The sequence below is a fragment of the Flectobacillus rivi genome (genome assembly GCF_030056655.1).
Classification (GTDB): Bacteria; Bacteroidota; Bacteroidia; order Cytophagales; family Spirosomataceae; genus Flectobacillus; species Flectobacillus rivi.
The window spans coordinates 54,622-80,520 of record NZ_JASHIE010000018.1; the positions used below are offsets into that span (position 1 = coordinate 54,622).

At 37.2% G+C, this 25,899-nt stretch carries 17 protein-coding genes; 5 read left to right on the forward strand and 12 right to left on the reverse strand.

What is annotated here, in order from left to right; all coding sequences use genetic code 11:
* Positions 1-69 precede the first annotated feature (69 nt).
* The 3 genes from QM481_RS21670 to QM481_RS21680 all read left to right on the forward strand — a co-directional run bounded on the left by QM481_RS21670 (position 70) and on the right by QM481_RS21680 (position 7,294).
* Positions 70-2,235, forward strand: a complete 2,166-nt coding sequence (locus tag QM481_RS21670; protein ID WP_283383299.1) for an FUSC family protein — start codon at positions 70-72, stop codon at positions 2,233-2,235.
* Between the two features lie 322 nt (positions 2,236-2,557).
* Positions 2,558-5,782, forward strand: coding sequence for a TonB-dependent receptor (locus tag QM481_RS21675; RefSeq protein ID WP_283383300.1), 3,225 nt, complete (start codon positions 2,558-2,560; stop codon positions 5,780-5,782).
* 174 nt (positions 5,783-5,956) lie between these two features.
* Positions 5,957-7,294, forward strand: coding sequence for an alkaline phosphatase family protein (locus tag QM481_RS21680; RefSeq protein WP_283383301.1), 1,338 nt, complete (start codon positions 5,957-5,959; stop codon positions 7,292-7,294).
* 97 nt (positions 7,295-7,391) lie between these two features.
* Here QM481_RS21680 and QM481_RS21685 read toward each other — a convergent pair whose 3' ends face one another.
* A complete protein-coding gene (locus QM481_RS21685) occupies positions 7,392-10,766 on the reverse strand; it encodes a DEAD/DEAH box helicase (RefSeq protein ID WP_283383302.1) in 3,375 nt (1,124 codons plus the stop codon).
* 82 nt (positions 10,767-10,848) lie between these two features.
* Positions 10,849-11,703 carry a sugar phosphate isomerase/epimerase family protein gene (locus tag QM481_RS21690; protein WP_283383303.1) on the reverse strand — a complete coding sequence of 285 codons (855 nt, stop codon included), beginning with the start codon at positions 11,701-11,703 and terminating at the stop codon, positions 10,849-10,851.
* A gap of 167 nt (positions 11,704-11,870) precedes the next feature.
* On the opposite strand from QM481_RS21690, the gene QM481_RS21695 reads away from it, so the two are divergent.
* Complete coding sequence (locus tag QM481_RS21695) at positions 11,871-13,202, forward strand: FAD-binding protein (protein ID WP_283383304.1); 1,332 nt, start codon at positions 11,871-11,873, stop codon at positions 13,200-13,202.
* 319 nt (positions 13,203-13,521) lie between these two features.
* On the opposite strand, the gene QM481_RS21700 is transcribed toward QM481_RS21695, so the two are convergent.
* Entirely contained in the window at positions 13,522-14,265 is a 744-nt protein-coding gene (locus QM481_RS21700) for an NUDIX hydrolase (protein ID WP_166551140.1), read from the reverse strand.
* A 258-nt stretch (positions 14,266-14,523) separates the two neighbouring features.
* Here QM481_RS21700 and QM481_RS21705 point away from each other — a divergent pair, with 258 nt between their 5' ends.
* Entirely contained in the window at positions 14,524-18,261 is a 3,738-nt protein-coding gene (locus tag QM481_RS21705; RefSeq protein ID WP_283383305.1) for a ThuA domain-containing protein, read from the forward strand.
* Positions 18,262-18,348: 87 nt separating this feature from the next.
* Here the strand turns inward: QM481_RS21705 and QM481_RS21710 are convergent, their stop codons facing one another.
* From QM481_RS21710 to QM481_RS21750, 9 genes are all read right to left on the reverse strand, one after another.
* Positions 18,349-18,687: a hypothetical protein gene (locus tag QM481_RS21710; protein ID WP_166551138.1), complete on the reverse strand. Its 339-nt coding sequence runs from the start codon at positions 18,685-18,687 to the stop codon at positions 18,349-18,351.
* A 105-nt stretch (positions 18,688-18,792) separates the two neighbouring features.
* On the reverse strand, positions 18,793-19,041 hold the full coding sequence (locus QM481_RS21715; RefSeq protein ID WP_205690865.1) for a YHS domain-containing protein: 249 nt from the start codon (positions 19,039-19,041) through the stop codon (positions 18,793-18,795).
* A gap of 14 nt (positions 19,042-19,055) precedes the next feature.
* Positions 19,056-19,970, reverse strand: coding sequence for a transporter family protein (locus tag QM481_RS21720; RefSeq protein WP_283383306.1), 915 nt, complete (start codon positions 19,968-19,970; stop codon positions 19,056-19,058).
* 35 nt (positions 19,971-20,005) lie between these two features.
* Entirely contained in the window at positions 20,006-21,019 is a 1,014-nt protein-coding gene (locus QM481_RS21725; protein WP_283383307.1) for a cytochrome-c peroxidase, read from the reverse strand.
* Between the two features lie 249 nt (positions 21,020-21,268).
* Positions 21,269-22,078, reverse strand: a complete 810-nt coding sequence (locus QM481_RS21730) for an MbnP family protein (protein ID WP_283383308.1) — start codon at positions 22,076-22,078, stop codon at positions 21,269-21,271.
* Positions 22,079-22,109: 31 nt separating this feature from the next.
* On the reverse strand, positions 22,110-23,207 hold the full coding sequence (locus tag QM481_RS21735) for a cytochrome-c peroxidase (protein WP_283383309.1): 1,098 nt from the start codon (positions 23,205-23,207) through the stop codon (positions 22,110-22,112).
* 162 nt (positions 23,208-23,369) lie between these two features.
* A complete protein-coding gene (locus tag QM481_RS21740; RefSeq protein WP_283383310.1) occupies positions 23,370-23,753 on the reverse strand; it encodes a hypothetical protein in 384 nt (127 codons plus the stop codon).
* A gap of 235 nt (positions 23,754-23,988) precedes the next feature.
* On the reverse strand, positions 23,989-24,684 hold the full coding sequence (locus QM481_RS21745; RefSeq protein WP_166551231.1) for a LytR/AlgR family response regulator transcription factor: 696 nt from the start codon (positions 24,682-24,684) through the stop codon (positions 23,989-23,991).
* Positions 24,674-25,708 (reverse strand): sensor histidine kinase, encoded by a 1,035-nt coding sequence (locus QM481_RS21750; RefSeq protein WP_283383311.1) that lies wholly within the window; start codon positions 25,706-25,708, stop codon positions 24,674-24,676. Before QM481_RS21750 ends, QM481_RS21745 begins: the two co-directional genes overlap by 11 nt.
* Between the last annotated feature and the right edge of the window lie 191 nt (positions 25,709-25,899).

The following is a 25,899-nucleotide window of genomic DNA, read 5'->3' on the forward strand; positions in this document are numbered from 1 at the left end:
TTCTATATTCAAAAAACCTAAACCTACCATTGAATTTAGTATAAATAAGCAATCTTAATCTTGAATAATATGCTCAATAGTGCACAAAGACCTACTAACGAAATCAAGCATTTCGTCTTAAGCTCCTATTTTGGAGACGGACTTCGTATCACCTTTGGGGTTCTGTTTCCAAGTCTTTTCATGCTCGAATTTGATAAAATCAATATCGGCATGACAATTTCTTTGGGAGCCTTATGTGCCAGCGTCGTGGATTCGCCTGGACCTATTGTGCATCGACGCAATGCTATGCTTACTACCACAGGAATAGTTTCGTTAGTGGCTTTATTAGTAGGATTTGCCAATCTGTCTATCCCGATTCTGGGATTAATGATTACTGGGTTTAGCTTTTTGTTCTCTATGTTTTATGTCTATGGGCTTCGTGCAGCTGCCATCGGTACGGCAGCGCTATTGGTCATGACATTGAGTATTGGAGATATTCGCCCGCTTCATGAAATCATGATGCACCCTGTTTATATCCTAATAGGGGGACTTTGGTATACAGCACTTAGTTTGTCATTGTACAGAATAATGCCCTATCGCATTGCACAACAATCGTTAGGAGATTCTATTGTGGAAGTAGCCAAGTTCATGAAAATTAAAGCGGCTTTTTATCGTGAAGGAGTTGATTATGATGAAAATTATAAAAAGCTTATTGAAACACAAATCAGTGTAAATGAAAAGCAAGATGCTACTCGAGAAATGCTTTTTAAAACACGTGAGATAGTTCGAGAGTCGACACAAGAGGGACGCTTTTTGGTGGTAGTTTTTGTGGATATTATTGATTTGTTTGAGCAAATTATGTCCACTTTTTATAATTATCAACATCTTCATAAACAGTTTGATAGCATTGGTATTCTCAAAAAGTATGAGGATATTCTGACACTTTTAGCAGATGAATTAGAAAAGATTGGGTATGACCTCAAAATGGGCACAACGCCACATCTTTCACCAATTATTCCTAGAAAACTTCAAGAACTACACCTTGCTGTTCTTGATTTGGAGGAACATGCCGAAGAACATGGATTTACAGCACTAAGTATTGGTGCATTGAAAAATATCGAAGTCAACATCAAGAATATCTTTGCGAGATTAAAGAAAATTGTAGGGAATTTTAAAAATAGAAAGAAAAAGACGCTTAATTCTAGTGATTTAGCAACCGACCAATTTATTTCTCACCAAGAATTTGAACCCAAAATTTTCAGAGAAAACCTTACGTTTGATTCTGAAATTTTCAGGCACTCTTTACGAGTTGCGCTGGTAATGCTGGTTGGCTTTATCATTGCACAATCATTTGAATTTTTGCATAGCAATTGGATTTTGCTCACGATTATGGTAATCATGAAGCCTGCATTTAGTCTAACTAAAGAGCGAAATTATCATCGTTTAATCGGCACAATCGTAGGCGCTATTTTCGGTTTGTTGATTCTTTCGTATCAGCATAACAAAAATGTGTTATTTGCCATTTTGTTGCTTTGCATGCTTGGAGCGTATAGTTTTCAACGGAAAAACTATGTGGTAAGTGTATTGTTTATGACTCCATTTATACTCATTCTTTATAATTTCTTAGGAATGGGGAATATTTCTATTCTTGAAGAAAGAGTCATGGATACCTTTATTGGCGGTGGCATATCCTTTATTGCAAGCTATTTTCTATTTCCGGCTTGGGAAAAGGAAAAACTCCAAAAGGTATTAGTCGAAATGCTAGAAGCTAATTTAGAATATTTTAGGCAGGTAAGAGGTCTATATCTAGGTAATGAGTTTCATTATCTGCCTTACAAATTGGCACGCAAAGATGTATATGTAAAAACTGCCAACTTGGCATCGGCTTTTCAGCGGATGTTTTCTGAACCTAAAAGTAAGCAAACAAGTATCAAGGAAGTTCATAAATTTTCGGTATTAAATCATCTTTTTGCGTCTTATACCGCTACTTTAGGTCTTTATGTAAAAGAGCATTTTGACCAAATTCCAGATTTTCATAATCTACAAATGGTAGGGGATAACACCGAAAAAATATTAGCCTTAGGAATAAAAACGCTTCAGGGCGAAGAGGTTGATTTAGCAGAGGTACAATTAATACAGCTCAAAAATCCCGTTCGTGACGATGAAGAAACGGTATTGCTGATTCCTGAACAATATATCAATCTTCAAAAAGCAGCCCTAGATATTTTGAAGATTACCACAAAAATTAAATTGTAGAGTCGTAACGGCATAGATTTTGTAAAACGTACTGCGTAAATATGTTTGACGACCTATTGCTTATTGAAATTTGATTGGTGTCAGAACATATCTAACGCTGTTATAGGAATCCTCACTTCGGTGGGGATTTTTTATTTTGGTACTAACCATTAATAACATTTTATCGGAACAATATCAAATCATACATACAAAGTCGCTAAAAATCAGGGTATTTAAAACTGAAGTTACCCCAAAATGAAAATTTGTTCACATTAGAAAAAGCAGATAAAGAGCATAAAATGTCGTCATACTTTTGTGGCCTCAACAAAACCCATACGCATTTATGCTCACGTTTACTATTTCAAACAAATTCTCAAACCGTGTAAAACAGCTCCAGATTTTCCTTATTTTTTCTGTACTGTTTATCTCATTTAATTCATTTTCACAAGGTACGGATGCTACCATTTTAGGAAAAATCACAGACGAAAGTGGCGAAATTATGCCAGGTGTTTCAGTGAAAGTTCGCAACGAATCCACAGGCTTCCAGACAGGGACTGTCACCAATGCACAAGGTGAGTATCAACTACAACAATTGCCTTTGGGTAAGCCATATTCCATTACCATTTCATTTGTGGGGTATCAAACTACAAAATTCACCGACTATGCATTGAATCAAGGTGACAAATTAAGAGTGAATGCTCAGCTCAAACAAAGTAACACCGAACTAAAAGAGGTGGTAGTAAGTGCCAACTTTGTCAATAAAGAAACCGAACGTGCTGGTGCTGCTATCGCCGTGACCTCTCTCCAGATGAAGCAGTTACCTATGGAAGGACGTAACTTTACGGCGCTAACGGCATTGTCTCCACTTCAAGGTAAAAATGGTAGTTTTGGCGGTCAGCGTAGCTCCTCGACCAACGTAACTATGGATGGGGTAAATGCTCGTAGTATGTACACCAACGGCGCAGTAGGTAATGGTCCCTATACCATTTCACAAGAAGCAATACGTGAATATCAGGTTTCAACTAATAATTATGATGTGACGCAGGGTCGTCAAGGTGGCGGTTCGGTAAATGCTGTTACCAAAAATGGTACTAATAAAACCGAAGGTTCTGCCTTCTTTTTCCAACGTGCCAATCAAGCAACCTTTGTAGGTAACAAGCTTTTCCCTTTGGCTAGTGAGTACAATATCAATGGAACACCTCGAACTACGGTTTTTGACCAGAAGCAATATGGCTTCTCTCTAGGTGGAGCGATCGTAAAAGATAAACTTCACTACTTCGTAGCTTATGACCGTCAGACAGAAACGATCCCTTATCAGATTGCGCCAGTTTATGACCAAACGCAGGAACAAAACTTTGGGATTACTAAAGAAAATTTAGATAAATTGATTGAAGTAGCAAGGGTAAAATATGGTATGAAAAATACGCAACAGTATGGCGATTTTTCTAGACAAACAGAAGCTAATGCACTTTTTACCAGATTGGATTGGCAGATTAATGATAAAAATAAACTTACTTTTCGTAATAACCTTACTACTTGGTTGAGTCCAAACTCTACGACTGACAATTCAAATATCAATTTACTTGAAAGTTGGATTGGCTTTAAATCTCTTGAAAATAGCACATTAGTTTCGTTACGTTCATCACTGAGCCCAGACGTAACCAACGAATTGAAAGTGCAGTATCAAACTGTTGCGCGTGACTATATCGTCAATGATGATTTGCCAAGTGCCAATATTCCTAGAGCGATTATAACAGTACGTTCTGTGATTCCAACAGCAACTAACCCAAGTGCTACACAAACAAGAACGGTTCAGTTTGGTGGACAACGTTTTGGTACTGAAACCACAAGAGATAAAACGATCCAATTAGCCAATACCACGTATTTACGCAAAGGAGCCTTTAACTACAAATTCGGTACTGACAACATGTTGACCTTTTTGAACTCAACAATTGTCAACGAAATGAATGGTCGCTTTTTCTTCAATAGCTTGCAAGATTTTATCGACCAAAAACCAAGTCGTTATGCTAGAGAAGTTCCCTTGGTTAATCCAGCCGTTAAGCAATCTTTACTTGATTTAGCGCTATTCGCTCAAGTAGATTTTAATCCGACTCCAAACGTAAGTGCTATGTTTGGCTTACGTTATGATGCTACTATTTTCTTCCGTCAAGGTGATGCTAATCCTAAAACTGAAACAAGTTTAGGCATCAAAACAAACAATACTTTAGCAGATTATAACAATATCCAACCACGTTTTCAGTTGACTTGGGATGTAAAAGGTCGCCAAAAAGATATTGTCAAATTAGGTGGTGGGATATTCTCGGCACAACCGGTGTCTTATTTGCAGTTGAATAATATTCAAAACAGTGGAACAATGGTTGGTTCAATTGATATTTCAGGTGCCGGTGTTCCTTTCCCTGATTTTGTTTCGTATCGTAACAACCCTTCTACTACACCTGGTATTCCAGCAGGAGCAAGTTATGTGTCTACAATTAATGCGGTAAGTAAAGATTTTCAAGTTCCTTCTATTTATAAAGTAAACCTTTCTTACAACAGATTTTTCAACGAAAGATTCAGAGCAGGGGTAAACTTACTTTGGTCAAAAACAGTCAACAACTATGTGTACTATGACCGAAATATCGTAGACGAGCCTTATTTCAGATTGAGTAACGAGGCAAATCGTGGTGTTTATGTTCCTGCTAACACTATTCCTGCCAATGGCTCAACAGACTGGACACAAGGTAGAAAAGATAAAAACCTTGGTCGCGTGCTTGAACTAGAGTCTACAGGTGTGTTAGACCAATACGCCATTGTATTAGATGCGAGTATGAAAATCGGACAAGATGGGTATTTATCAGTGAGTTATACCAAAAATGACACCAAAGATAATACCTCATTCAATTGTTGTGTAGCCAATACATCTACTTTCAGACCAGTAGTAGACGACCCTCGTGACCAAACTGTTTCATATTCTGATGACCAATTCTCAGACAAATTAGTGATTTCAGCAGCTACTCCAAGCGTGAAAGGATTTCAATTAGGGGCTATTCTCAATGGTGTAGGTGGAACTCGCTATTCGTTTATGGTTGGTGGTAATAAGAGTTTGAACGGAGACTTTGTACTAACGAATGACTTAGCTTTTGTTTTTGACCCAAATAACCCAAGTGTTCCAGAGCCAATCAGAAAAGGGATTCAAGGATTGTTGGATAACCCAGAAGTTACAGAAAGTGTCAAAAATTACATCAGACAAAATATTGGTAAAGTAGCAGAGAGAAATGGCGGTGTCAATCCATTTTACTACACAGTTGATTTACGCTTAACCAAGGATATAAAAATTCTTAGTAGAACCCTTTCTGTATCTGCTGACTGCTTCAACTTTATGAATCTTTTGGACAAAACTCAGGGGGTTAGCTACAACCACGGTAATATCAACTTGGTAACGATGACTGGTTTTGATCAAACTACAAAAAACTATACTTACACAGTTGAAAGTGGCGCTGGTCGTAAACAATCAACAGCTGGTGGAACACCTTGGCGTATTCAACTTGGTTTAAGATACGCATTCTAGTGGGGTGAATGATGAATTGTGAATACTTTAGTCTCAAAGTTATATTGATACATCGGTAAGGTGTGATGAATTAATCATTCACAATTCATCACTAATACTTCTTGGGGCTGTTAGGCTATGCTCATGCCTTACCTAACAGCCTTCTTTCAAAATCTTACCTTTAAATTTTCAAAAATGAAAAAAGCTATTTTCCTTATGTTATTGTTGACTTCGGCTTCGATAACATTTGCCCAAAAATCAAAGTATGTAGTTGTTATCAGTCTCGATGGCTTTCGCCCTGATTTTTATAGACAAGCACAATGGCCAACACCAAACCTTCATGAAATGGCTCAAAATGGCGCTTCTTCAGACGGCGTAAGAGGCGTTTTCCCCACAGTTACTTATCCTTCGCATACTACCATTGTGACAGGAGTTTTACCAAACAAACACAAAATTTTTCATAATACTCCATTTGAGCCGGCTGGACAAACAGGACGTTGGAACTGGGAAAACAATTTGATTAAAGCAGAAACAATCTGGGATGCAGCTCACAAAAAAGGTCTAAAAACGGCTTCTATTCACTGGCCTGTAACAGTTGGTACACAAACTGTAGACTATAATATTCCAGAAACTGAAATCGAAAAAAATGTAGCAGATCCATTGATTCAAATGCGCAAATTTGCCAAACCACAAGGTTTATTTGAAGAAATTGAACGTGAAGCAACGGGTAAGTTGACCTCTAAAGCAATGGATAGCGATTATTTGACGATGGATGAAAATCTTGCTCGTATGGCAGCTTATGTGTTGGAAAAATACAAACCAAATTTGACAACCGTACATATTTTCAATTTAGATCACTTTGAACACAAAGAAGGTCGCAATGGTCCAAGTGTTGAAAGAGCCATCGCGGGTGCTGACCGTGCTGTAGGTAAAATCATGGAAGCTGCCGAACGCGCAGGTATCAAAGATAGTACTACGTTTTTGATTGTTGGTGATCATGGATTTGTGGATATTCATGCACAACTTTCACCAAACACATGGCTCGTAAAAGCAGGTTTGATGGAAAAGAAAAAAGATAGAGGAAATTGGAAAGCGACTTTCCATCCACAAGGCGGAATGGCATTTTTGTATTTGAAAGATAAAAATGACCAGCAAACTTTGAAGCAAGTACAAAATATTTTGAATGATTTGCCAGCCAGCACAAAAAAGCTATTTGATATTGTAAAAACTGAAGATTATCAAGCTATTGGTGCTGACCCAGAAGCAGTCCTCGCGCTGACTGCCAAACAAGGATTTTCGTTTTCAGATTCTTTCGAAGAACCATTCCTAAAGCCTGCGAAAGGTGGAACGCATGGGTATTTTCCAAACTTCAAAGAAATAGAAACGGGCTTTATTGCTTATGGTGCAGATATAAAATCTAATGTAGTGATTCCAACCATGGGACTCGAAGATATTGCTCCAATCGTGGCAAAATTATTAGGTTTATCAATGACCAATCTTGACGGTGTTTTGTATCCGAGTGTAGTAAAATAAGTTACAGTAAGTATTAAATGTGAAGGCGCTGAAACATAAAATGATTGTTTCAGCGCCTTCTCTATTCTACTGGATTACTTTTTGACAAAAAGCCTATTTATCCATGTTTTAGGAGCCTCAACAAATCATCTTTGGTCATTTGTTGCAACATATCTTGGTCAGTCTTAATCAACTCATTGACCAAATGTTGTTTATTAGACTGCAATACCATCATTTTTTCTTCAATGGTATCAGGACAAATCAAGCGAACGGCAACCACATTTTTCTGTTGTCCTATACGATATACTCGGTCAATCGCCTGATTTTCTACGGCTGGGTTCCACCAAGGATCAATCAAATACACATAGTCGGCTTGTGTAAGATTCAGTCCTATGCCTCCAGCCTTTAAGCTTATCAGAAATACTCTAATTTGGTCATCATTCTGAAATTGCTCCACCACCTTTGCACGATTTGTAGTTTGTCCTGTCAGATAACTAAATGGTATATCTCGGAGTTGCAATTCTTTCTTGACCAACTCCAACATTTCTACAAACTGTGAAAAAACTAATATTTTGTGTTTGGGAGATTTGTTCTCTATCTCTTCAATCAAAACCTGTAATTTGGCAGATTCATGTCCATAAAACTCTTCATCACTGAGCAAGGCAGGCGAATTACATATTTGACGGAGTTTGGTCAAACCTTGTAAAATATGTAATCTTTCTTTCGGTATATCTCCTTCTTTTTGCGTATTCAAATAATCCCAAAACTCTCGCTCGTAAGCTTCATATACCCGACGTTGCTCAGTACTCATTTCGCAGTAAAGTACCATTTCTGTTTTTTCGGGAAGTTCTTTGGCTACCTGTTGTTTGGTTCTTCGAAGGACAAAAGGCTTGATTTTTTGTTGTAATTCTTGTGCTCTAGGCAAATCTTTAAACTTGTCTATCGGCATAGAATAGTATTCTTTGAAAAACCGCTTTGTTCCCAAAAGTCCTGGACAAGCAAAGGAAAACTGTGCATAAATATCAAAGGTATTATTCTCGATTGGTGTCCCCGTCATTACCAAACGATGGCGACTTTGCAACATACAAACAGCCTTATATCGCTGTGATTCAGGATTTTTGATAGCTTGAGATTCATCCAAAACAATATAATTAAACAGGTATTTTCGTAAAAACTTTATATCAGACAAAAGCGTATGATAGGTCGTAATAACAACATCATATTCCTCAAAACCAAGTGTATTTTCAGGACGATTAGGTCCGTGCATGACTAGCACTTTTAAACTAGGCGCAAACTTTTTTATCTCTTGTAGCCAGTTAAAAATCAATGTCGTAGGCACAACCACCAAATTAGTTTTTAAGGTACTTTTTTCTTTTTGCCATAGAAATAAGGCTAATACCTGAAGGGTTTTACCCAAACCCATATCATCAGCTAATACCCCGCCCAAACTCAATTGATTCAAATAAGCCAACCAGTTCAAACCCTCTGATTGATAACTCCGTAACTGAGGGTGAAGTGATGAGGTTACTTGGATAGGTGCTATTTTATCTAAATTTTCAATCTTATCTCTAAAATCTTGACTCAAAGCCTTTACTTCCTGCGTCAGCATTTCAGCATCAAAAAGCTCTTCTAGACTTCCCAAACGTGATTGTGGGACTCGCAAAGTTTCTTCGACGATTTCTCCAGCTTGGAAGTAATCCGCAAATTTTGAAACCCATGATTCAGGCAAAATACCCAATGAACCGTCGTCGAGGGTTACGTATTTCTCTTTGTTTTTAATCGTTTTTTGCAAATGCTTTAACGAAACTCGTTGTTTCCCAAACTGAATTTTGATGGTTGTATCAAACCAATTCATACCCGAATTAACCACCACACTCACATGGGCTTTATGAGCGTTTAATCTAGTTTTCTTGAACTGGTTAAAACCTAAAATCTTGATTTGTTGTTCTCGCCAAACCTCAAAAGCATCTAAAAACCATTCATTTTCTAAAAACCTCTTGCGATGTAAATAAAAACTCTCATGATGTAATTGTTCCTCAAAATCAGGATGTTGACGAATCAATATTCCTAAAAATCGTTGCTCTTCTGGTTCATTGCGTGGTAATGTAAAAGGCTTTCCTTTTCGGTCGATCGCATAGAGTTGTTTTTTGGACAAAACAGGAATCTCTACTTCTCCATAAACCATCGTTGGCGTCAGCAAGATATAGTCTTCATATTCAGATAAATATATCATTCTGACTAAAGCTTGATTGAGATTTACTTCTTGAATTTGTTCAGGACTAGCTGGTTTTAAGTATGAATATTTGACACGAACATGTCTTTCAAGTGGGTCGAGAATCTCTTTTTGAAACTCCGTATATTTTGATTCGTGTAAGACTAAATAATAATTATGTCTTCTAAAAAAGGCAATTACTTTGAGAAAATGAAGATTATCCACCAAATACATCGTTTGATGAATTTGGATAAAATACCCATATTTTAAAGTCAAATCTTGCAATGGATATACCTGCCCATTTACTTGAAGATATACCTTAATTTCATACATCTCATCTTGCTGAAAAACCTCCAACTGTAATTCAATTGGAAGCGTACTCAATTGCACAGGCACAATCGACTGTGAGGCAATATTGACTGAAGTTTTATGATTATGATAAAAGACAGGCAATGCCAAAGGATTTTTAACAAGTGCTTTCAAGCTAGCTAAATCCTCTTCAGGAGGTGTTTGCTCATAATTATGTTGAAAGCGAGCCACTGCCATAAAAAACTTCAATACATCAGGTTCTTCAATTTGCCAAATTTTATCTAGGGGCGCTCTTGAAATCAATGGGTTTTTAGGTTTTCCCTCCTTGGTAAAATCAGCTTGATATAGCTCTAAATGAAAATGGTCGAAATATTTATGTAGTTTAAAAACTACAATCAGATTCTCTTGTGCCGACGAATTAGACAAATGTTGCCAGTGATTTGCTGACAGCAATTGGTCTTGCAATGCCACTTTTGTATCGTTGGTAAAAGCAAAAAGAGCAGGATTTTTGGGAAGAATATGTGTTTGTTTTTCTTGATAATGTACCCGAAAATACTTCACCAAATCGGGCTCCGCCTCCAATCCATAATCATAAGCTTTAGCTCGCATTTTTCTAAACCTCAATGCTTCGTCAAAAAAAATCAGTAAGTCTTGATACTTATGTACATTATGTAAAGCTTGTGCCTGATGATCACACATTTTGATTTTGGAGGCACCACAATTACAATGTGTTTGTAATGCCCCCGCAACCTGATTGACCTGTATTAAATAGCCCATCGGATGCTCAAATACAACCCAATTGATTTCGATATGACCAACTGGTAAATCAAAAAAGCCCCTAATACTTGTATCAGGGACAGATTCGCTATGTTGAATAATCAAAATTTCGTTGAGGAGATGGATGCTAAAGGCAGGAATCGTATAAACATTACGAGGGTCATTCACAAAAGCCGAACGGTGTACTGAATTCATCACAAAGTCTGTTGGTAGTTGGTTACATAGATACAGGATTTTTGTGAAAATCGCAAAGCAACTCCTATCTCAACGCTCTGGCTTATTCTTTCAAACTCTTCAAATAGGCAATACTTTGTGGCACCTGAATATTTTGGATAGGGCTTTCGTCTTCGATAAAATAGTGCTTTATTCCTAATTTTTTAGCCTTTCTGATAATGCCAGCCACGTCGATTTGACCAGTTCCTAAAGTTACGTCATTAGTCACAGGTGTCGAACCCGAATGATTTCCTTGAACGCCCTTTCTCAAATCTTTTACATGAAGCATTTTGAATCTGGTAGGATACTTGTCCAAAAGTCCTTCGGGATTGGCACCACCATGAAACGCCCACAGCATATCTAGTTCAAAAGAAACATAATTAGGGTTAGTGCGTCGAACGATAAAGTCAAAAAGTGTTCCGTCCTGATACGGGATAAATTCATATCCATGAATATGATAGCAAAAAGTAATACCATTTTCTGCTAAAATTTTCCCAACTTGATTGAAATCTTCGACTGCTTGTTGCGCCTCAAAAATATCAAAGTCATCTTTATGAGGTATCCATGCCACCATCACGAACTTTGCACCAAGCTTTTTGGCATTTTCAACCACACTCATAGGATTTGCAACAATCTCTTCATATCCTGCCCCTGTCGAAGGAACCTTTATATTTCTCTCTTTCAACAATTTAAGATACTCTGTTGCTTCCATTCCTTTCGGAACATTCCCTTCCAGTTCGGTAATACCAAGTGCTTTGATAGTATCGAGTGTAGCTACTATTCCATTAGGAAAACTATTTCTAAAAGTATAGGCTTGCGCACCAATTGGGAAGGTATAAAGCTTTTTAGATTTTTGACCCAAAGCAGTCAATCCTAATATCAGATTAGCAATCAATAACAAAAGTGAATATTTTCTCATAAGAAAAGGGGATTTTTAAATCGATTATTACAGTAAGTTTTCCGTAAATTACCCTTTAATATTTAATACTTTATCTTGGTTTATTCTTAAAATATTGAAACAATTGCCAAAAAGTACCTATCCAATTAGTTAATGTCAGAATATTCACTTAACTCCCCTTATAAATAATGAATAAACGTACATTCCTTAAAACATCTTCCTTAATGGTAGGAGGCGCTTTTTTACCCAAAATGATTTTAGCAAACGATACCCCTCGCACCAACTGGGCAGGAAATTTACGATACAGTGCCAAGCAATATTTTGAGCCACAGACGATTGCTGAAGCACAAGAGCTTGTCAAAAAAACACCGATCATTCGTGGTTTGGGAAGCAGACACTCTTTCAATAGCATTGCTGATACTCCTGCGACTCAGATTTCGTTGAAATCAATGCAGAAAGTTTTATCAATTGATAAAGCAAACAAAGAAGTAACCATTGAAGGTGGCGCTACCTATGGACAAATTTGTAAAGAAATCCACGAAGCTGGTTTTGCACTGGCAAACTTAGCATCACTTCCACATATTTCGGTGGCAGGAGCATGTTCAACAGGGACACACGGCTCTGGTGTGAAAAATGGAAATTTGGCTACTAGTGTAAGAGCATTAGACATTATCACTGCTAATGGCGACATCGTTAGTTTTTCAAAAAACGAAAATACTGAAGCTTTAAAAGGAGCTGTAGTTGCTCTTGGTGGTTTAGGTATTGTTTCAAACATGACTTTGGCATTACAAGATACCTTTGAGATGAAACAGTTGGTATATCAAAATATGCCCATGTCAGCTTTGGAAAAAAACTTTGAAAGCATCGTTTCCAATGGTTACAGTGTAAGTTTGTTTACAGATTGGCGTAACAAAAATGTCAATCAAGTTTGGTTGAAAAAACGTAGTGAGGATGTTTCGACGCCAGATACAGAGTATTTTGGAGCAAAATTGGCAACACGTAATCTTCATCCTTTGGAGGGCCTTTCGGCCGAAAACTGCACAGGACAAATGGGTGTATCTGGACCTTGGTATGAACGAATGCCCCATTTTAGAATGGGCTTTACACCAAGTAGCGGAAAAGAATTGCAATCAGAATATTTTGTTCCTTTCGAGCATGGTTATGAAGCCATGATGGCTATCGAAAAACTACATGAAAAAGTAAGCCCACATTTATTTATTTCAGAAATAAGAACGATGACAGGCGACGACCTTTGGATGAGCGCTAATTACCATCAACCATCCGTAGCCTTTCACTTTACATGGAAACAAGATTGGAATGCTGTAAAACAACTCTTACCATTAATTGAAGCGCAATTAGCACCATTCAATGCTCGTCCGCACTGGGGAAAATTGTTTACGATGAATCCTAAAAAGCTTCAATCACTTATTAAACCTTTGCCACAGTTTAAAGAACTTTTAGCCACTTACGATCCAAAAGGCAAGTTTAGAAATCCATTTATTCAACAGAATTTGTACTGATTCTTAAAGTAGAATTATGAGTGGAGAATTAGGACTATATGAAGGATTTTCTTTCTTTCAAAAGAGTTCTTATGATTAGTGTTTTTTGATGTAGTGGCAACTCTTGCAGTTGTCCCCTTCAAAATGGCAACTGCAAGAGTTGTCACTACATCAATTTTATCTTAAAGCTAAACCTTCGTACAGTACTAATGTAAAATGACTAGTTCGAGACTAAGTCTCGGACTAGTCATTGCTTCAGTTTTTAAACTGTTTAAAAAAATAAGTCCAAGACAAAGTCTTGAACTAGTCATTTTCACAACTCATAATTTTGCACTCATACTTAAACGACTTCTGTGGTTGGAGCTTTAAACTTGTACAGATATGGCGCTTTATTGGCGGCACCAGTGTATAGTTTTTCGATTCTTTCCAAAATATCCATACTTAGCATTTTGCGCTGAAAGTTATTTCTGCGAAGCGGATACCCCAAAATAGTCTCATAAAGACTTTGAAGTTCAGGCATAGTAAAGGTTTCGGGTAATAAATTAAATCCTACCAATTTAGTATCCAAGTTAGCCCGAAGCGACTCCAGCGCTTTGTGTATCATTTCTCTATGATCAAAAATCATAGGTGGCAAATCTTTTAAATCAAACCATTCTGCGATATCACTAAATGAATCAGGTGTTGGATTCACTTTTGAAAAATCCACTAACGCATAATAGCCAATCGATACAAATCGCTTGTTGAGCCACGAGTTTCTAAATTCCTCTGTATGTCCAAAATCAAGAATATCTGCCAAGGTATTTTTCTTGGAGCGGTCTTCATGACCAAAAGTATGATATTGCTCCAAATAGACATTTTCTAAACCTGTTCTTTCACGCAAAATCCTCAAAGCCGCAGGATCGATACCTTCTTCCATTCGCACAAATCCACCCGATAAACTCCATACTCCTGAATCATGAACTCTCAGAAGCAACACTTTTAATTGATCTTGATGAAAACCAAAAATGACACTATCAATTGACAAGTGAGGAATAAAATTTTGCTTATTTTCTAAAAATCCATTCAAATCAACATTTCTCTCCATGTGATACCTTCTACTATTTAATTTTCTACTATGAGCTAAAAGTAACAATTTATACCCGTCAGATACCTGATTTGAGCTACACTATTTATTTTATGTCATCGGTCTACACAATCAGTACGGTTAATCACAAAATTATATAAATATTTTGCTACTTCTAAAATTTCAAGTATTATTGTCCCAAAATGGGAAAATAATAAAAATATACCTTTTAAGAATTTAACTTATCCAATTAACACAACCCTTCAGAACACTATTCCAATGAAGAACCTTCTTTTCAATCAATGGAGAAAACTGAATCTCTTGTTGTTAGCCTTGGGCTGTACCATCATTCAGTTTGGTACCTATGCTCAAAATGTAGGTAAACGAGTATTAGTTTTCAGTAAAACCGCTGCATTTAGACACGCTTCTATTGAAGTAGGTAAAGTAGCTTTTCAAAAAATGGGAAAAGAAAAAGGCTTTTCTGTAGACCTTACAGAAGATGCTAATGCTTTTACCAATGAGAATCTTCGCAAATACAATGCTGTTGTATTTTTGAGTACAACAGGCGACGTGCTTAATCCAACCCAACAGGCTGAATTTGAGCGTTATATTCAAGCAGGCGGTGGCTATCTAGGTATTCATGCGGCTACAGATACCGAGTATGATTGGCCTTGGTATGGCAAGTTGGCAGGTGCTTATTTTCTTGACCATCCAATGACTCCGAGCAATGTTCAAAAAGGTAAGTTTTTTGTAGTTGACAAAAACAATTGGGCTACCAAAAATATGCCAAGTGAGTTTGAGCGTAGTGATGAGTTTTATAGCTTCAAAAATATCAATCCTGCCATTAATGTTGTAGTAAAAATTGATGAGAAAAGTTATATAGGTGGAAAAAATGGTGATAACCATCCTATTAGCTGGTATCATGAATTTGATGGTGGTCGTTCGTTCTATACTGCTATGGGTCATACGGATGAAACATTTGCTGAGCCTCTTTTCTTAGACCATATTTCTGCTGGCTTAAACTATGTCATGGGTGGAGATTCTCCTAAACCTTTAGACTTTTCAAAAGCGCGTCCTGAAGAAAATCGTTTCGCTAAAGTCATTTTAGAAGAAAAGCTCAATGAGCCAATGGAATTGAGCGTTTTGAACGATGGTCGCATCTTGTTTATCGAGCGTCATGGCGCAGTTCGTTTGTACAATTTGAAAACAAAACAGCTTAAAACCATTGCCAATATCGAGGTAAGTACAAAATATAAAGACAAGGAAGGAAAAGAATCAGAAGCTGAAGATGGCTTGTTGGGTTTGAACAAAGATCCAAATTTTGCTCAAAACCATTGGATTTATTTGTACTATTCTGACCCAAAAGAATCTAAAAATGTTTTGGCAAGATTTGAATTAAAGGGCGATGAATTAGTGATGTCTTCGAAAAAGATTTTGTTAGATATTCCTACCCAACGTGAACAGTGCTGTCATACAGGAGGCTCAATTGCTTGGGATAAAATGGGGAATCTCTACCTTTCGACAGGTGACAATACCAATCCTCACGGCTCAAATGGCTACAGTCCGAGTGACGAACGTCCTGACCGTGCGCCTTGGGATGCTCAAAAATCTTCGGCTAATACCAATGATTTAAGAGGTAAAATTATCCGTATCAAACCTACTGTTGATGGTTCTTATACTATTCCTGAAGGTAATTTATTTGCTAAGGGTACGCCAAATACACGCCCTGAAATTTATACAATGGGACACCGTAATCCATTCCGTATCTCGGTTGACCAGAAAACAGGATTTGTATATTGGGGTGAAGTAGGTCCAGATGCCAGTAAACCTGCTGCAGACCGTGGACCTGAAGGACACGATGAAGTAGGACAAGCACGTAAACCTGGCAACTTTGGATGGCCTCATTTTGTAGGTGACAACAAAGCATACAATAAATATGATTTCGTTAAAAACGTTTCTTTAGAAAAATGGGATGCAGCTGCACCAACCAACAACTCTCCACACAACACAGGTTTGAAGGTATTACCTCCTGCTCAAAAAGCATTTATTTGGTATCCTTATGCTGCTTCGGCTGAGTTCCCTTTGGTAGGAAGTGGTGGTCGCAATGCGATGGCTGGTCCAGTATTTTACAGTGAAGATTTTAAAAATGCAAAGCGTTCTTTTCCAAAATATTACAACGAAAAACTAATCGTTTATGACTGGATGCGTGGTTGGATTATGGCTGTAACAATGGATAAACAAGGTAACTTAACCAATATGGAACAGTTTATGCCAAGTTATCGCTTTAGCAATCCAATGGATATGGAATTTGACGAAAATGGCGATTTGTATATGCTTGAGTACGGTTCGGGGTGGTTTACCGCCAACGACGATGCACGTTTGATTCGTATCGAATATAATGGTGGTAATCGTAAACCAGCTATTCAAATGGCTGCCAACCAAATGGGAGGAGCGTTACCATTCAAGCTTAGCCTTGACTCAAAAGGAACGAAAGATGCAGATGGCGATGCTTTGACCTATTCTTGGAAAATTTCTTCGAAAAATGGATTCAATAAAGTAATTGCTTCTCCATCAGCAGATGTAACTTTAGCCAAAGCAGGTATTTATAATGTGACATTGACAGTTTCTGATGGCAAAGGTGGGGTAAGCACACAAGCTATGGAAGTTTCAGCTGGTAACGAACCGCCTGTATTGTCTTTTGATTTGCCAAAAAGTAACAAAACATTCTTCTTCCCTAATAAGTCTTTTGATTACGAAGTAAAAGTAAAAGATAAAGAAGATGGTAGTCTTGAAAATGGTAAAATCAAACCAGAGCAAGTAGCGGTAAATATCGATTATTTGGCAGAAGGATTTGACAAAATTGCTATTGCACAAGGTCACCGTTCGGCTGATGCTAGTACGGCACTTGTAAAAGGCAAAAAACTGATTGATGCAAGTGACTGTCAGGCTTGTCATAGCATGGACAAAAAATCAGTTGGTCCAACTTACCGTGAGGTTTCTAAAAAATACAAAGGCGATGCAGGTGCATTAGAGCGTTTGACTAAAAAAGTAATCTCTGGTGGTAGTGGCGTTTGGGGCGAAGTAGCCATGGCTGGTCACCCACAATTATCAACAGGCGACGCTGCTGAAATGGTAAAATATATTTTGACTTTGGCAGATGAAAAAGCAAAAGAAACCCTTCCAACAAAAGGTAGCTTCACTGCAAAAGTTGGCGCTGGAGATAAAGGTCAAGGAGTATATATCCTACGTGCTTCTTACCAAGACCAAGGTGCAAATGGTATTCCTTCTTTAAGTTCAGAACAAACATTTACCTTGCGTAATCCACGTATCAGTCCACATGGATATGACCAGTACGAGGCTGTTTCAAAAATGAGTTTTGGAGGAAATGAATTAATGATTCCTAACAAATCAGGTTCTTATATTGTGTTAAAAAATGCTGATTTGACTAATATCAAACAGTTGGAATTCCTAGCAGCTGCTCCTAAAGCACAAGTAAATGCTCAAGGAGGTAAAGTAGAAATCCATTTAGGCTCGCCAACGGGTAAAATAGTTGGAGAATCTGTTTTCTTAGAACCAAGTGACAAAGTAGGGTTTGCTCCTGCGCCATTGAGTGTGCCAATTAATCCAACAGACGGCTCTCATGATTTGTATATCGTTTTCCAAAATCCTAAAGCTGATGGTTCTTTGATGGTTATTATGGGAACAGCCTTCAAAGATGAACTAGGGAATAGTGCTCCTGCACAAGCAGCTGAGCCAGCCAAACCGAAAGACTTGAGCGATTATGCCGGAAAATATAAAATGACAGGTTTGCCATTTGAGTTTATTGAAGTCGAGGTAAAAGACGGAAAAGTAATACTCAACGCTGGAGGTCAAGGCGGTGCATTAACAGAACTTGAGCCAGACAAATATGATGCTGACGGAAAAGCAAAAGTACAGTTTGTAAGAGATGATGCTGGAAAAGTTAATGGCGTTAAACTCGAAGCAATGGGTATGAGCTTTGAAGGTAAAAAACAGTAGAATATTAGCTTAAAAACAAATAAGGCGAATTGTACAATGTTGCAATTCGCCTTATTTGTTTTAGGAAAATCATTGAAAATCAATAATTTACCCTATTCGATTTAGCTCATTTCTCAAAATCAAAATATGTCCAATAAATACCCCTGCTGGCACAACATAACTTTTGAAAACGAATATAAATAAAAAGTAAATCAGGGTAAACGCTACCAAACGTACAGTCAATTTATTCATCATTTGGTCTGGCAAACGGTAACGACTTAATTGAAAAACTTGGTATAAAGAATATCCAAAACAGCTCCAATCAATAATTCTGAAGTAATCGTTTAGTCCTGTGTGAAAATCACCTTTCAAAAAGAAGCCAAGGTCAACAAGGATAAAAATCATTCCTAATAAAATAACTGTTCTGATGATATACGTACTTCTCATGCTTTAGCGATAGTTTGTTTTGATTTGGGTAAATGCTTTTAAAGTGATGCCCTAAAAGATTTTCACAAAAGTAAAGGGCTGGAAGAAATTCCCAGCCCTTTTTCTTTATTTCTTCACAAACTTTTCAGGTTTTTTATCAAACATCTCTTTACAAACTACGCTACAAAAGCCGTATTGCTTTCCTTTGTAGGTACTTGTGAACTTTGTGTCTTTTTCAGCGTGCATTTTGCAAACAGGGTCTTTGGCTTCCATTGCCACTGCCTCTTTTTTGCTTTCGCTAGCTGCTTTTTTGTCTTTAGGAGCTTGTTGGAAACTTGCTGCAAGTACCAACATCGAGCATAAGATTGTTTTCATTTTGGAATTCTGGATTAAAACATAAAAGTAATATGGGCAGTCGTACGAGCATTTGCTTTTAATTCACCTCTCGACAACTCTTGTGCAAAAGGCATTTGATGCGTTAGACCAAGGCTAAATTTCTTAAAAAATGCCTCACATCCAATATTTGCTGAAGCCAAATAACCCCCAGTATCTTTGTTGATAATACCTTTATCATGGTCGTTTTGGGCATATTCCCAATAAACACCTGCATTGGGCATTAGGGTATTTCCTTGACCAAAACTTTTGGCATAAAACGCCGTCAATGCTGTTGTCAGCTTGTTGCCATAGCGATATTGATTACTATTTTCGGTGTTGATCTTATAAGTTACATCGGTATTCAAACCCCATTGATCATAACGAACTGTATAAATGGCATTTAGCAAAAAATCAGTACTTCCTGTTCCCAATTGAAAATTAGGATTAGCCACTTCTTCTACACTATTTTGGTCATATTTAAACTTCCCAGTCGGAGCTTTTACGCCCACACCAAGCATCAAATTATGATTTACTTGATGCGCTGTACTATCCCAAAAGGTGTTCAGAACGTTGTAATGACCTAATACTGTAATATCGCCCAAACCTTGAATGGTATTGGTGATATTTGGTAAAATCTGCGTTTGAGCATTAAAGTTATAAGGTACAAAAGCTAGAATTTGTACTTTTTTCAAAGGGTAAAATCGTCCCCAAAGTTCGGTGGTATGAAAACTTTCTTTGGTTTTCAACAATTGTGAATTTAGGTGCGAATCAAAGTTTGAATAGCGATAACGCAATCCTAAAAACCCTCGGTGAGATTGTGGCAATATACCAAAAAAGGCATTCCCATTGGAGCATCCACAAATATCACAAGCACGACTTTCGTAAAAAAATGTACAATAGAATATGAGTAAAAATATCTTGAATCGCATAAAAACATGGTTAAAATTGACCCTCTTCAATAAGATTATTGCAATCTTTTATCCGCTAAAAAAGTCTTGTCTGTCAACGTTTTTAGAAAAGCTATTACCTGCTTTTTTTGCACATCCGTCAACGAAACACCACCTTTGAGCGAAGGGTCGAGGTTAGGAGTATTCTGAACATCGTCGGTATAATGGTTCAAAACGGCCTCTAAAGTATAAAAACGACCATCGTGCATATAAGGTCCTGATACTTCGATATTGCGCAAACTCGGCACTTTAAATTTGTACTTGTCGGATTCTAATTCGGTAATTTTTCCACGGCCAAAATCTTCAGGTCCTTGAATCCTTAATCCGTTGTTGCGATAGGATTGATTCGTAAATAGAACTCCACTGTGGCAAGAGGCACACTTTTGTTCAAAAAGACTTTTCCCTGCTAGTTCATCCGCTGTAAAAATAGCCCCATTCTCTTTCCTCATCACTTGGTCATATTTCGAGTTAGCCGAAACCAAGGTAAGCATATACTGCGAAAGAGCTTTTAAGAATCTTTGTGTATTGATTTCTTCAGTTCCAAAAGCCTTTTTGAACTGACTTGGATAATAGGAAGTCTTGCGGAGTTTTTCGAGAATAACACCTATTTTCTCATCCATTTCTACTGGATTTTCGATAGGAGCAAGGGGTACAAAATCTAAGTCGCCAACACCTCCATCCCAAAAGAATTCTGACTGCCAAGCTAAATTTTGAATTGGCAACGAATTTCTTATCCCGACTTTTCCATCTATTCCATGACTCAAATCATGTCCATGATGCGTAAAAGCGAAACTCTGACTATGACATTCTGAGCAGCTAATCGTATTATCGCGTGACAAAAGTGGGTCAGCAAACAAAGCTTTGCCTAATTCAAATCCTTCGGGCGTAATAGGATTACGAGCTAAATCATAGGTTGGCGCTGGAAAATTACTAGGTTGCTCAAATCGTATGGTTGGCGTTGTCTCTGATTTTGTACATGCTATCAGACTTATAAAAGTCATCAAAAGTGTTAATTGAACATATTTCATCATTTCAAAAAGATTGATAGTATTCCCGACAGCAATAGTCCAAATGAGAATAAATGAAATAGAAATAGCCAAAAAACTAATCTGCTTTCACTAGTCAAACGGATAATTTCAAATACCCTTTCGGCAAAACTTGGCTTGGGAAGTAACACAACTCCAGTGCCTTCAAGCCATTTTTCAAGCTCGTATCTTCTAAGCATCACTTTATAAGATAAACCATTGGGACAAAACACATTTGTCCCAATAGGCTAAATATTAGTCATTGTGTACGTGATCTACAACAAACATGTTTTTATAATTATTCGCAATTGGAGTTGCCAAAGCAGGAGACATAATCACAGGAGCATCAGCCAATTTTAGCGTAGTAGTGCCAGAAAATACCTTAGTTACATCAGCCACAAAATGAATCGTCGGAGCAATACTTTTTCGTACGGTCATGGTGCTTGGCAATGAAAGTGTAACGGTTCTTAAGTTATTTGGAGTAACACTAGTACGACCACCAAAACCACCTACATGGTATTGATATTTTCTCAAACCAGCCGCATTTGCAGCTACCGCTGACGAAGTCCCTTCTAATTTCATGAAGATATAACCTGAGTTCCATGACCAGTACATACCATCATCCGAGAATCCTGCTGGGTCTAATACACCTGTACGTTCTTCTACTGGCGAAATACTCTTTACACTATCTACACCAATGGTAAAGGTAACTTCCTTATAATCAGCCGCAGGAACATCTTTTAATGATTGAACCAAGGTTTTGCTATCTGCTTGACGAACCAAAAAATATTGATTTTTGAGGTCAACTTTACTACCATCAACTTTTTTCAACGAAACATTACTGATATAATAATTTAGAGTAGTAATTGTAAAATCCTCACCAGCAGTATTTTTAGCAGTGGTAGAACCCAACACAATTTTTTGTCCGCCCATCAAGTTATCAAACTCAAGGCTTACATCGTTTTTATCACTTGCGCCAATTGGCTCTACATCATCTTTAGTACATGAAATTACCGTAAAAAATGTAAGAGCAATAATTGATAATGATTTGAATAAAGATTTCATTTTGTAAAATGTCTTTTATAATGTTTTTGATTTACCTTACAGGAAAGCCATCAGGCTCTGCAAAGCGTTTGTCTTTTAAAAAAGTGTCGTCTGTGAGTGTATTCAGAAAAGCTATAATCTTTCTTTTCTCCTCTGCGGTCATCTGAATACCTAAGCGCCCATTGGATTGTCGTAAAATCGGGTCGAGTGTTCCATAATCTTGTACACTAGCATCATAAAAATTCAATACTTCGAGCAAGGTCGTGTAACGTCCATCGTGCATATAAGGCGAAGATGCCGCTACATTTCGCAGACTTGGCACCTTAAATTTGAATTTATCATTCGCATTTCCCGTAACTCTAAATCTACCTTCGTCTACTACGATCTGTAATACGGGCTTCTCATTAATATATTCAATTTTTGTTCTTTCAAACTTTGAAAGTCCGTTACTTCTAAAACTTTCGTCGGTGAACAAAACGCCTTTATGGCAATTGGCACAGCCTTTTGAGCTAAACAAACTCATCCCGTCTAGCTCATCTTGTGTAAAACTCACCGATGCATCTTTCAGAAGATATTTGTCGTATCTGGACTGATATGATACCAAACTTAGCATAAATTGAGTCAGTGCCTTGAGCATACGCTCTTTGGTTACTCCCTCCGAACCAAAAGCCGCTTTAAACTTGTCACGATAGCCTTGGTGACGTGCCAATCTGGCAACGACATTATCAATTTTATCGTCCATTTCGTCGGGGTGCTCAATGGGTAAAATGGGTTGCTCGTTTAAAGTTGCCGCTTTACCATCCCATTGAAAACGCTCACGCCATGCTAAGTTTTGTAAAGATTGTGCATTTCGAAGCCCCACTCTTCCGTCAATCCCATGACTCAAATCGTGCATGTGATGGGTAAAAACATAGGTTTGTCGATGACATTCTCCACAAGCAATGGTACTATCTCTCGATAAAATTCCGTCGTAAAACAAGTTTTTTCCCAAATCAAAACCCGCCGCTGTAATCACATTAGAATCAATGGGATACACGGGTTTAGGAAAATGACTGGGTGCCACAAAATAAACCTCAGGATTAGGTTCATCTGTTTTTTTGTGACAAGCCATAACAAATAATACGAGGATTAATAACAAGTGTTTTTTCATGACTATCGTGATTCGTTTTTATAGAAATAACTCTGCTGGCGTTGACAAAAGTACAAATATTCCGTACTTATCAACGAGCTAATAATATATCCGAAAACATAAAGCAATAGTCAATCCATGTCCCACCGATGGGGAATTCCATTACATTGTGGAAATTGAGGATTATATTTTGGGAGGTTGAAAAATCCCAAGAAGTGGCGAGCCATAACTAGGCTCTAGATAAGAAAAAGAATGAAGCTTAGGTAACTCTTCAAAAGAGCTAAGTCCTGATAAGTCAACATGGCTATTGTCGAAGAAAAGTACAATTTCAGGCATTTTTTCTAATTTCTCAGAAGTAGCCTTTTGTTCTTTTTCTTCAGCGGCTTTGAGTTTTTTCGCTAAAAAACACTTCCCATCACAATGTAGTTGGGGCTTGTTGCGATTGATACAAAGCTCTTTGGCAATATAACTTTTATTGACTTGGTAATACACCACAAAGCTCCACTTACTAAACAATGGAATGTTTAGTAAAAAAAGTAGAAGTATTGCTATGACTTTGTTTACCATGGCGCAAAGATAAACCTGTAATTTGAGTCATACTACGTTTTTTTCAAAAAATGATAAGAATCAGGAATTGACTCAGCTGACCCTTGCTCTTGTATTTAGCGTTGAATAAAGTAGTATTTCTGCAAATTAAATTTAGGAGTTATGGCGTTTTATTCTTTCCAATATTACTAACGCAAAATCCCTTTTTTTGTTATCATTTAGCCATATTAATACAATTTCTAGCTTGGCATCTTATTTATTCAAGTGCTTTGATATTATCAATATATTTTTTCCCAACTGGTAATTCAACCTTCGATAATAGAACCTTCGAATGGTGAAATCCTGTGATTTTCTGTTTGTTGACTATATAAGAATTATGAATCCTTACAAAGATTTGTTCCGACAGTCGGCTTTCGATTCCTCGCAAATTACTACGTGTCAGAATAGGGTACGTTTTTTCGTGAATATAGATTTTTACATAGTCTTTTAAGCCTTCGATATAGATAATTTCATCATAAAATATCTTGACTTTTTTGTATTCAGCATTCACAATAATGTACTGTTGAACTTCCTCTTGTGGGGGCAAAGTTCTCAATTTTAATCTGTCCTCTATCTTTTTAAGGGCAGCCGATATCCTCTCTTTTCGAATTGGTTTTACCAAATAATCGACCGCATTTAGTTCAAAGCCTTCCACTGCATATTGATTGTAAGCTGTCGTAAAAACCACCAAGGGAGGATTTTCCAATGTTTTGACAAATTGTGTTCCCAAAACCTCAGGCATTTGAATATCCGAGAATAGTACATCTACCTCCTGAACTTGTAGAAAATCTAGTACATCACTTGGATCATGAAATTTACCAAGGACTTCTACTTCTGGAAATTGCAGTAGGTCATCTTCCAGAATATTGAGCGCAAACGGCTCATCATCAAGTAAAATACATCTAATTTTCATCTAAAATAAGTTCAAGTTTTACCTCAAAATAGCCCTCTTGATTATTAATTTCTAAGTTGTACTTATGAGGATACAGTAGTTCTAATCGTCGTTTGATATTACTAAGACCAATACCCTCTGTGTTGAGCGTTGTCTTGTTCAACAGCACTTTATTTTTTGACAAAAACAAAATTCCATGCTCTGTATTCTGTAAAGTAAAAATGATTTCTGGTGAATTTTTACTATCGATTCCGTACTTAAAAGCATTCTCGACAAAATGAATAAACAGCAAAGGTGCAACGCTATATGGCTTGATAGATGGAGACACTTGAAACTCCACCTTCCCCTCAATGGGCAATCGCAAAGCTTGTAATTCTATATAGTTTCTCAGATGTTCAATTTCTTTGTTGATGTCAACATTCGAATCGCTCACTTCATAAATAATATATCGAAGTATTTCTGAAAGCTTAATAATAGTGTCTTCCGAATTAGGGTGACTTTTGCGTACTAGCCAACGAATATTATTGAGGGTATTAAATAAAAAGTGAGGGCTAATTTGGAGTTTGAGCATATTTAGCTCAGCCACAGTTTTTTCCAATTCCATTTGTTTGTATAATTCCTTTTGGCGCGCTTGCTCATTATACAAAAACAACATCGTACTTGCCAAAATACAAACTGTATAAAAAAATAAAGGACCAATAATTCTAGCAAACAAAAAATCCAAAGTACCTACTTTTACAGGATGTGGCGGTCCCATCAGTGAGATTAAATAATTGATACCCGCATAAGTCAATCCTCCCAGTAACAACACGCCAAAGTATTTCCATCGCTTGGTCGAAAAGAATAGTTTAGGACCAATGTAAAGCAGGTGTGAATAAAAAATAATTGCCCAAACAATCATGTTGGTTGTATGAGTTTTGAAAAAAGCAAAATCAAGCTTTTGAAGCTTGCTGGGTTCATACAAAAAAATGATATAGGGAAACAGATAAAGGATTGTCCACGTAAGGATATGTCCCGTATATGGTTTGATGGCTTGCTTCAACATAAGTTTAATATGTTATTGATTAATTGTAAGGTTGTTATCAGTCATGGAAAAGTCCTACTTTGAGAGTACTTTTTATTTAGCTTAAATAGCTTTTTGTTAGACATTTTTAATCTATTGATTTTAAACAACTTAATACAAAACACATAATCTCGTGACTTGTTATTCATTTCGACAACAAACTTACTGAATAG